Source organism: Clostridium arbusti SL206, from assembly GCF_000246895.1.
Taxonomy (GTDB): domain Bacteria; phylum Bacillota; class Clostridia; order Clostridiales; family Clostridiaceae; genus Clostridium_I; species Clostridium_I arbusti.
In genome coordinates, this window is record NZ_BAEV01000025.1 from 30,928 (window position 1) to 41,073 (window position 10,146).

The following is a 10,146-nucleotide window of genomic DNA, read 5'->3' on the forward strand; positions in this document are numbered from 1 at the left end:
TAGTCATTTTAAAATAATAAGTTAAGAATACACTATTTTAATTACATTGCTTCGTCATTAATTGCTCCATCCATAATAGTTAGAAATTTGTCAAATAAGTATGCTGTATCTATTGGCCCCGGTGCTCCTTCTGGATGGAATTGTACTGAAAAAACTGGTAAGGATTTATGTTTCATTCCTTCAACAGTGTTGTCATTAAGATTTCTATGAGTAACTACCATACCCTTATTTTCTATACTTTTTTCATCTACTGAATATCCGTGATTTTGAGAAGTTATATATGCTTTATCTCTCTCTATGTCATAGATTCCATGGTTTCCACCTCTATGACCAAACTTTAATTTGTATGTGTCTCCACCTACAGCTAATGCCAATATCTGATGTCCAAGACATATTCCAAAGGTAGGCAATGATTTGATTAATTGCTTTACGGTTTCTACAGTTTCCGGTATTTCTTTTGGATCTCCTGGTCCATTACTTAAGAATAATCCATCTGGTTTTATCTCCATAATATCATTATAGGTTGCATCATAGGGGAATATTGTTATGTCGCAATTTCTTTGTTTTAAGTTTTCAATTATGTTTTGCTTAGCACCAAAATCCATTAATGCAACTTTAAAACCTGTTCCAGGAATATGTTTAACTTCCTTTGGGCTTACCTCTTTTACATAACTTTTACTAAGCTTTGTTTTATCCATAATTTCTTTTAACTTGTCAATAGATAATTCTTCATTTGATATTATGCACTTTGTAGCTCCACCACTTCTTATTTTTTTTGTAATTGATCTAGTATCAACATTACAAATTCCAACTATATTCATATCTTTAAGCATTGTATCTAAACTGGCTTCATTCATATAGTTTGATGGAATATCACTTACTGATTTTACAATAAATCCTTTAGCATATACTTTTTCTGATTCACTTTCAAAACTATTTGTTCCATAATTTCCGATTAAAGGATATGTCATATTTATTATTTGACCTGCATAGGATGGGTCTGTAAGTACCTCCTGATATCCTGTCATGCAAGTATTAAAAACTAATTCACCAACAGATGTACCAATTTTTCCAAAACCTTCACCGCTGTATATCGTACCATCTTCTAAATATAATATTCCTTTCATATAATACACCTCTTCTTTATATTAAAACATCATTATTAATATTTATACACTTTTTTTTATATTTATTCATAGATTAGCATAAGTTTATTTTGTCTGTCAACTCAAACTTACACATGTATGATACCTTTTTATAAAAATAGAGCCTTCTACTATGGCAGAAGGCTCTTGCATACAAAAACAAAGCTATACATATAATAATGTTGCTTTTTTTATCCAGTATATACAATTTCACCTTTTCAGCCTCTCTGGACCAAATTTAAAGGTCATATTTAATTTTCTATATAATATAATACACCATAATTATATATATATCAATTATTTATTTTTAATTTTATGCATCTAAAAAAATAACCATTTAATATGCCAATCTATCATCCTATTATTTATTTTTCTATCTTCTATTGACCTTTTAGCCATTTATTAAAGTAATTATTCCAATTTTCACCTGTAATTTCATTTACTACTCCTATAAAATCCTCAGTAGTAGTAATCCTATATTTATATCTGCTATAATACGTTTGAATTATTTTAAAGAATTCTTCATCACCAATTTTTTCTCTTAAATCATCCAGCATTACGGCACCTTTATAATATACTAACGTAGAGTACTCTATATCATCTTTAAAATCCTGTACTGGCTTTAATATTACATTTTTATCAGGATTCACTTTAGAATAAATATTATAGTAATCCTTTAACCTTAAGAAATCGACTCTGCTACTTTTTACACTTTCATTGTATATATTTTCAGAATAACATGCAAAACTTTCATCTAGCCATGCCTCATTTACTTCATCATCACCTATAACTCCATACCACCACTGATGAGCAGTTTCATGAACTACAATTGATTCATAGTAGCCACTTTTTTTATAAGATGGATCATTAGATATAAAAACTATTCCAGGATACTCCATGCCAGTTAAAAAACTGCTTTCTGCCACTGAATAGGTTTTGTATGGATATTTACCAAAGAATTTATTAAAAGTCTTTATAGAATTCTTTGCATAATTCATCTCATAGGAAAGTTCTGAATCCGTTCCAAGTCCATAACATTTTATATTTATTCCGTCTACTTTTTCCTCTTTAACTTTAAATTTATTACTGGTAGTAAAAGCAAAATCTCTTACATTTTCCTCACTAAAAGAATAGGTCTTTAAATTATTCTTAATCTTTTCCTTGCCGGCTTCACCTGTAGATGCTACTATGTAATCCTTTGGTACAGTTACATCTACCTTATAATTAGACACTGTGCTATAAAAAGGATCTCCCATGCTATAATAAGAATCTAAATGCCATCCCTTATTATCATATTCTGCTGCTATTGGATACCAATTTCCAAAATTATAGGATGTATCATAGTAACTTAACCTGTCTTTACCCTTTGGAATCTTCACTATGAAATCCAAACTTAAATCTACTTTTTTACCCGGTTTAAGTTCTTTTTCTAATGGAATTCTTAAAATTGTTTTATCTTTTCCACTTATCTCAAAATCAGATGGTTTTCCATTTGTGCATACATCTTTTATATCAATACTTCCCGCACTAAACCCTTCTGGAAAAGTTTGATTGAATCCAAATTGAGATGGTGTAGTAGCTCTCTCTTTATATGCATTAGGATAAACATGAAAATACACTTCTTTAAGAGGCACTTTACTTTTATTTACATAAATTAATTTTTCCTTTCCAGTTAAAGTTTTAAGTTTAGTATCCAATTTCACATCTAATTTATACTGATTTTTCAAAAAATCAATTTTTGTACTGCTCTCCTGTGCAGGCTTTATTAAATTTATGTTTTTTACTGCTGGGCTACTGGGATTGAATACTTGAGCACTTCGATTTTCATTTCCACATCCTGCTATTAATAACATTATAACTGCAAATACACATATAATACTCCATATCTTTTTCATCATAAACATTCCTCCTGAATGAAAGTTTATGTAAAATTCAATCATATCATACAGATTAATTTATTTTTTATTTCGCCGCTATTTACTGACTGCATTCATCCAAAAAAAATAGTGGTAGACCGAAATCTACCACTTTAAATATTTAAAAAGTTCTTAAATTTTTATTGAAAACTATATCAATTAAACTATATTTCTACTACCTGGTTTTATGTACTCTAATCCCTTTGCGCAAAGAGGGCAATTCTCTTTTTCATAGCTTTCTATTTCAAGCTTAACAGCACTATATATAGGGAATTCAGTTTTTACATCCTTGGTTCTTCTGTCAACTATACAGCATAGAGCAACTACTTCTGCTCCAAGCTTTCTTAAAATATCCACTACTTCAAGAGAAGACTTCCCTGTAGTAATAACATCTTCTGAAATTATTACTTTATCTCCTTTTTTTACTTCAAACCCTCTTTTAATAGTCATTTTCCCGTCTACTCTCTCAGCAAAAATTCCAGGTTTGCCTGTTTGCCTTGCTAATTCATAAGAGACTAATACTCCTCCCATAGCAGGTCCAACGATTATATCAAAATCTACATCCTTTATTTTATCTGTAATTACGCTTATAACTTTTGCAGCCTTATCTGGATGTTGTAACAATTTAGCACATTGACAATATTTTTCGCTATGTCTTCCTGATGATAATAAAAAATGACCCTCTAAAAGTGCTTCTGATTCTCTTAAGATTTCTATGACCTTGCTTTCTGTATTTTCCATAATTATACACTCTCCTTAGTTATATTATAAATAATTTTCTTTTAAATAGTCTATTTAATTATACCTGTTATTTCTGACAAATTCTTTATTCCTTCTTTTTTCATGAATTTTTCAATATCATCTATTATATCAAGACATATATCTGGCTTCATGAAATTAGCTGTTCCAACCTGTACTGCTGTTGCTCCTGCCATAATAAATTCTAAAGCATCTTTTCCACTAGATATTCCACCCATACCAACTACAGGTACATCTACAGCCTTTGCAACTTCATATACCATTCTTAAAGCTATTGGTTTTATACAAGGACCCGAAAGACCTGCACTTATATTATCAAATACAGGTTTTCTTTTATTTATGTCAATTGCCATTGCCTTAAAAGTGTTAACTAAAGATATGGAATCAGCCCCTGCCTCAGTACATTTAACAGCCATGTCTACTATATCTTCTGCATTTGGTGATAATTTTACCATAAGAGGTTTATGACATAGTTTTCTAACTTTGCTAACTACATCAAAGGCAACCTTTGACTTTATACCAAAAGCCATACCACCATGTTTCACATTTGGACAAGAAATATTAAGTTCTATAATGTCAACATCTGTCTTATCTAATAATTCTATACCCTTCTCATAGTCTTGTGTAGTTCCACCGCCTAAATTAGCTATTACAACTGTATTAAGTTTTTTCATATCCTGAAGCTCTTCTTTTATGAAATGCTCAACTCCTGGGTTTTGAAGACCTACACTATTCATTATACCGCTAGCCACTTCATAAATTCTCATGCCATCATTTCCTTCTTTAGGATTAATAGTTAATCCCTTTGAAGAAATACCACCAAGCTTCCCTACATTAAAATAATTAATGTACTCATTTCCAAAACCAAAAGTTCCAGAAGCCGCTATTACAGGATTTTTAAAATTCACTCCACAAATGCTAACATTAGTCATTTAACACAAGCTCCTCTCCTAAAAATACAGGTCCCTCTTTACAAGACCTCTTTCTTCCATCCTTAGTTTTGCAGGTACATACAAGACATGCCCCAATTCCACATGCCATTCTGTTTTCCATAGATACATATAATGGTATATCTTTCTCATTACACATTTTTATTACTTTTGCCATCATTATTTCTGGACCACAACAGACAACCACATCGTATTTTTCCACATTAAGTATATCTGTAACAAAACCTTTATGTCCAACCTCGCCATTTTCTGTGGATAAATAAAAGTTATTAACATATTTTTCCACATTATCCACAGTTCTGCTACTATTTCTAAAACCTGCATATAAATCTACCGAACAATTTTTTAATTCTTTTGATAAGTAGAGCATAGGTGCTATTCCTATCCCTCCAGCTACTAATGCAACTTTTCCATGTATCTTTTCTAAATCAAAGCCATTTCCTAAAGGTCCAGTAAGTTTTATCTCATCACCTTTTTTTAATCTAGCTAATATTTCTGTACCTCTTCCAAATGTTCTATATAGAAACTTTATTTTCTCTGAGTCTTTATCATATATACTTATAGGTCTAGACAATACGGGCTCAATATCCCAAGCCCTTAATAAATAAAATTGACCAGGTCTTCCTTCAAAATTTCCCTCTATAGTAATTTCATATATATCATCTTCTATTTTTTCATTGCTATATACACTTTTCACCATATATTTTTCGCTCATGAATTTCCTCCAAACTCCATATTTCTAACCTATGTTTTTTAAGGCATATGAAAATTAATACTAAGTGGAAGATGCCACGTATATTTTCAATTCAACAAAAAACAGATTCTGTTGATGCAATAGAATTGAAAATAGACTAGCATACTCACTTATTTATTTTTTGAATATGACCTAATATCATCCCTCATAATTATAGCAGCATTTCTTGCACACTGCTCAAATTTATGTTCTCCGTCTTCAACTTTTTTATATGCAAGAAGTATACCTCTTGAAGAATTCACAATACCACCATTTCCATTAGACAAATAGTTAGCTACTTCTTCGGCAGTTCCACCCTGAGCTCCATAGCCTGGTATAAGGAAAAATGTAGATTTATATTTATCTCTTATTTCTTTTCCTTCAAACCCTGTAGTACATCCAACCACAGCACCTATAGAACTATATTCGCATTCTCCTAAATATTCTTTACCTATATCATTTATTTTCTTACCTACAACATTGTATACTCTATCGTTATCAACAGTACTGATGTATTGTATATCCTTTGAACCTGGATTCGAAGTTCTTAATAATATGAACACACCTTTTTCTTTATCTCTAATGTAAGGAGTGTATGGCTCTACACTATCAAATCCCATATATGGATTTAGCGTTACAAAATCACTTTCAAAATCTCCCTCAAAGTGAGCTTTTGCATACATTTCAGCAGTCTTTGCTATATCCCCTCTTTTTATATCTGCTATGGATATAGCTTTTTGAGACTTTATATATTCTAAGGTTTTCTTATATGCATTAAGTCCTTTGATTCCATAAGCTTCATAATATGCAATTTGAACCTTATAACAAGCTACTGCGTCTAAAGTTTCATCTATTATTTTCTTATTGAAATTGAATATTGCATCCTCAATATTATTATATTTATTTAAAAAATAACTTGGTATGTAATCTATATCCGTATCTAATCCTAAACAAACGTGTCCGTTTTTTGCAACCTTTTGGTAAAGCTCATCTATAATCATAATTCCGTTCCTCCTATATACCTTGAAATACAGTTTTACCTGACTTTATTGTTCTAATAACACTTCCGTACACTTCCATACTATCAAATGGTGTATTTTTACCTTTTGACTGAAAATCCTTAGAGTCCACAGTATATTTGTTATTCAAATCTACAATTACTAAATCACCATCATAACCTATAGCCACTCTTCCCTTATTAAGTCTTAGTATTTCTGAAGGATTTTTAGACATTATTTTTGAAAGATTATTTATAGTTAAATTTCCTTCCTTAACAAGCTTTGTGTAGCATACAGAAAAGGAAGTTTCTATACCAGATATTCCACAAGCACCCTTTTCTTTATCTTCTTTTGTATGAGGTGCATGGTCTGTACCTATAGCATCCACATATCCATCATGAATAGCTTTTATAAGATAATCTACATCTTCTTGTTCCCTAATTGGTGGATTCACCTTATATTTATCTTCTCCTGTTAAAGCTATATGGTGTGGAGTAACTTCACAAGTTATATTAAAGCCTTCTTTTTTAGCATCAATAATATCCTTCATAGCCTCTTTTGTACTTACATGAGATAGATGTAGATGAGCACCTGTAAATTTAGCTAAAGCAATATCTCTTGATGTCATCATATTTTCGGAAAGTCTAGTACTTATAGGTGTTATTTCCTCATCCTCGGCATGAGACATTACTACAAAATTTCTCTTTTTAGCTACCATCATAGCATCAGCCATAATTTTCCCGCTGTATACACCTTTTCCGTCATCAGATATACATTTAACAGAATCATCTATATCAGACAGATGGCTTATATCCTTTCCATGAAGATCTCTAGTTATACTAACAGTTTGATGCACATCTATAAGCCCTACTTTTTTAGCCTTGCCTGTAACATAATTTACAGTTTCCATATCACTGCATATAGGCTTAGTATTTCCCATAAGGTTCACAGCCGTATATCCACCTCTAACTGCTGCTTTACTACCTGTTTCTATGTCCTCTTTGTATTCTAAACCTGGATCTCTAAAATGGCTGTGTAAATCTACAAAAGAAGGCATAACTGTATACCCTTTAGCATCTATAGCTTCACAGTTTTTATCTAAATTATGGCCAATTTCTTTTATAATTCCGTCCTTAATATATATATCTCCAACAAAATCTGACGCCCAATCTATAACTCTTCCGTTCTTTATTAAAAGCTCCATAGCTTTCTCCCCTTATTATTAAATGTTAGTCATTATAAATGACCACAACACTAACCTATTTTCATATACCTTATACTGTCACTATTTCATCACAATATTCACATCTATATTCACCCTTTTCCTTATCTACAAGGTGGAATATATGAGGTACATACTTTTCAATAGAAGTTATACACCTAGGATTCTTGCACTTTATTACATTTTCAACTCTTTCTGGCAAACTTAGTTTCTTCTTTTCCTTAATGCTTTCATTTTCTATTATATTAACAGTGATGTTAGGATCTAGGAGCCCAAGCATTTTAAAATCTAAATCTATTACATTTTCAATCTTGATTATATCTTTTTTGTCATTTTTTGTACTAGTAACATTCATTATTAAAGCTGTAGGGAAATCTGCATCTTGAAGATTTAAGTAGTTGTAAATTTTTATTCCATGACCGGCTTTTATATGATCTATAACTATACCGCTTTTTATACTATTTATTGTAATCAATTAACACACCCCCAAAAGTTTAGCAATTAATGCCATTCTTACATACATGCCAAATTTCGCCTGCATAAAATAACAAGCTCTTTCGTCTTCATCTACTTCGTAAGATATCTCATTAACTCTTGGAAGGGGATGTAGTATTATCATATTCTTTTTTGCATTATCTAGCTTTTCTTTATTTAATATATAACTATCTTTCAATCTTATATAATCTTCCTCATTAAAGAACCTTTCTCTTTGCACTCTTGTCATATACAAAATATCCAATTTATCTATTACATCTTCTAATTTTTTTGCTTCTATATATTCTATATTATTTTTTTCAAGTATTTCTTTTTTTATGTATTCAGGTATTTTCAGTTCTCGTGGTGAAATTAACACAAGTTTATTATTTTTATATCTTGATAATGCTTTTATTAGAGAATGAACAGTTCTTCCAAATTTTAAGTCCCCGCATATACCAATTGTTGAATTAGAAAGATTTCCTTTCATTTTTCTTATGGTAAGAAGATCTGTTAATGTTTGAGTTGGATGTTGATGTCCTCCGTCTCCTGCATTTATAACAGGAATTTCAGAATACATGGAAGCTATTTTAGGTGCGCCCTCTTTAGAGTGCCTCATAGCAACTATATCTGCATAGCAGGATACTACTCTTATAGTATCAGCTACAGTTTCACCTTTTGAAACGGAGCTTGAATTTGGTTCAGAAAAACCAACTACTTGACCACCAAGTCTTAACATTGCAGCTTCAAAGCTAAATCTAGTTCTTGTACTTGGTTCATAAAAAAGTGTAGCCAAAATTTTACCGTTTGCCTTATTAAGATAGTTTTTAGGATTTTCTATTATATCATCTGCTAGAGAAAATATTTCCTCAAGTTCCTCTGTAGTAAAATCCATAGGATCAATTAAACTTCTTCCTTTTAACATAATACTCCTCCTTCTTAGTCTCACTGTACTAAATTTAAAGGTATAAAAATTGATAAAATCAATTTCCACTTCCATTTTTTTAATTACATATTTGTTTTTATACAATAAAAAATGCCTCCACAACAGAAGGCATAGGAATCCCTATTCACGGTACCTTCCCAGTCTCACAGGACTGAATTTAAAGGCTCACTTATTATTGAATATGATATCATACCAAAATATCAATGTCAATGAACATTATAAGTTATTACTTAAAGTACTTTTGAAATAAATATTAATTTTTGTTATTTTTTACTTTTTGTTAAAATTGTTATAGAAAAAATTGTCCTAAACTATTAAAATAGATAATGTGTATTAATAAGGAAAGGATTGTGTTAAATTTGGTAGAACATATTATAAATATCTTAATTCTCATATTGGACAAACTAGGTTATTGGGGAACATTTTTAGGTATGTTATTTGAAAGTGCCTGTATTCCTATTCCCAGCGAAATTATTTTACCCTTTGGAGGTTATTTAAGTTTTAAAGGTCATCTGAATTTAATACTCATGATAATTTCAGGTACATTAGGGGGAACTATTGGCTCTATTATAGCTTATTTAATAGGCTCTCGAGGTGGTAGACATCTTGTAGAAAAATATGCAAGTAAACTCCATTTATCAAAAGAGAAGATTGAAAAAAGTGATGCCCTGTTTAATAAGTATGGTGACAAAATAATATTTTTTTCAAGACTCCTTCCTATTGTTAGGACATTCATATCTTTACCTGCTGGAGTAGCTAAAATGAACTTTTCAAAATTCGTATTATATACTGTGGTTGGTTCCGCAATATGGACAGCCTTTCTAGGATACCTAGGATTTATGATGGGTGAAAATTGGAAGATCATACATTCTTATTATCACTATGCAGACATAGTTGTAGCTATATTAATAGTAGCATTTATCATATATAAATTTGCTACAAGGAAAAAAACTGTAAGTGAATAAATTAACTTTAAATAATATAAAGCTGCAATACTACGTGT

10 protein-coding genes are annotated in these 10,146 nt (G+C 30.7%); 1 reads left to right on the top strand and 9 read right to left on the bottom strand.

Annotation, left to right across the window (positions count from 1 at the left end; genetic code table 11):
* Positions 1-41 precede the first annotated feature (41 nt).
* The 9 genes from carA to pyrB all read right to left on the bottom strand — a co-directional run bounded on the left by carA (position 42) and on the right by pyrB (position 9,122).
* The gene (gene carA / locus RH99_RS06655; RefSeq protein WP_010235643.1) at positions 42-1,127 is read right to left on the bottom strand and encodes a glutamine-hydrolyzing carbamoyl-phosphate synthase small subunit; all 1,086 of its coding nucleotides are present in this window, start codon (positions 1,125-1,127) and stop codon (positions 42-44) included.
* Between the two features lie 398 nt (positions 1,128-1,525).
* Positions 1,526-3,043 (bottom strand): M1 family metallopeptidase, encoded by a 1,518-nt coding sequence (locus RH99_RS06660; protein ID WP_010235645.1) that lies wholly within the window; start codon positions 3,041-3,043, stop codon positions 1,526-1,528.
* Positions 3,044-3,220: 177 nt separating this feature from the next.
* On the bottom strand, positions 3,221-3,802 hold the full coding sequence (gene pyrE / locus RH99_RS06665; RefSeq protein WP_010235647.1) for an orotate phosphoribosyltransferase: 582 nt from the start codon (positions 3,800-3,802) through the stop codon (positions 3,221-3,223).
* A gap of 50 nt (positions 3,803-3,852) precedes the next feature.
* The gene (locus RH99_RS06670; protein ID WP_010235650.1) at positions 3,853-4,752 is read right to left on the bottom strand and encodes a dihydroorotate dehydrogenase; all 900 of its coding nucleotides are present in this window, start codon (positions 4,750-4,752) and stop codon (positions 3,853-3,855) included.
* Positions 4,745-5,485, bottom strand: a complete 741-nt coding sequence (locus RH99_RS06675; protein WP_010235653.1) for a dihydroorotate dehydrogenase electron transfer subunit — start codon at positions 5,483-5,485, stop codon at positions 4,745-4,747. Before RH99_RS06675 ends, RH99_RS06670 begins: the two co-directional genes overlap by 8 nt.
* 149 nt (positions 5,486-5,634) lie before the next feature.
* Positions 5,635-6,504, bottom strand: coding sequence for an orotidine-5'-phosphate decarboxylase (gene pyrF, locus RH99_RS06680; protein ID WP_010235656.1), 870 nt, complete (start codon positions 6,502-6,504; stop codon positions 5,635-5,637).
* 13 nt (positions 6,505-6,517) lie between these two features.
* Positions 6,518-7,705 (bottom strand): dihydroorotase, encoded by a 1,188-nt coding sequence (locus tag RH99_RS06685; protein WP_010235658.1) that lies wholly within the window; start codon positions 7,703-7,705, stop codon positions 6,518-6,520.
* A 70-nt stretch (positions 7,706-7,775) separates the two neighbouring features.
* A complete protein-coding gene (locus tag RH99_RS06690) occupies positions 7,776-8,198 on the bottom strand; it encodes an aspartate carbamoyltransferase regulatory subunit (protein ID WP_010235660.1) in 423 nt (140 codons plus the stop codon).
* On the bottom strand, positions 8,199-9,122 hold the full coding sequence (pyrB, locus tag RH99_RS06695; RefSeq protein WP_010235662.1) for an aspartate carbamoyltransferase: 924 nt from the start codon (positions 9,120-9,122) through the stop codon (positions 8,199-8,201).
* A gap of 380 nt (positions 9,123-9,502) precedes the next feature.
* Here pyrB and RH99_RS06700 point away from each other — a divergent pair, with 380 nt between their 5' ends.
* The gene (locus RH99_RS06700) at positions 9,503-10,108 is read left to right on the top strand and encodes a DedA family protein (RefSeq protein ID WP_026038423.1); all 606 of its coding nucleotides are present in this window, start codon (positions 9,503-9,505) and stop codon (positions 10,106-10,108) included.
* The last annotated feature ends 38 nt before the right edge of the window (positions 10,109-10,146 follow it).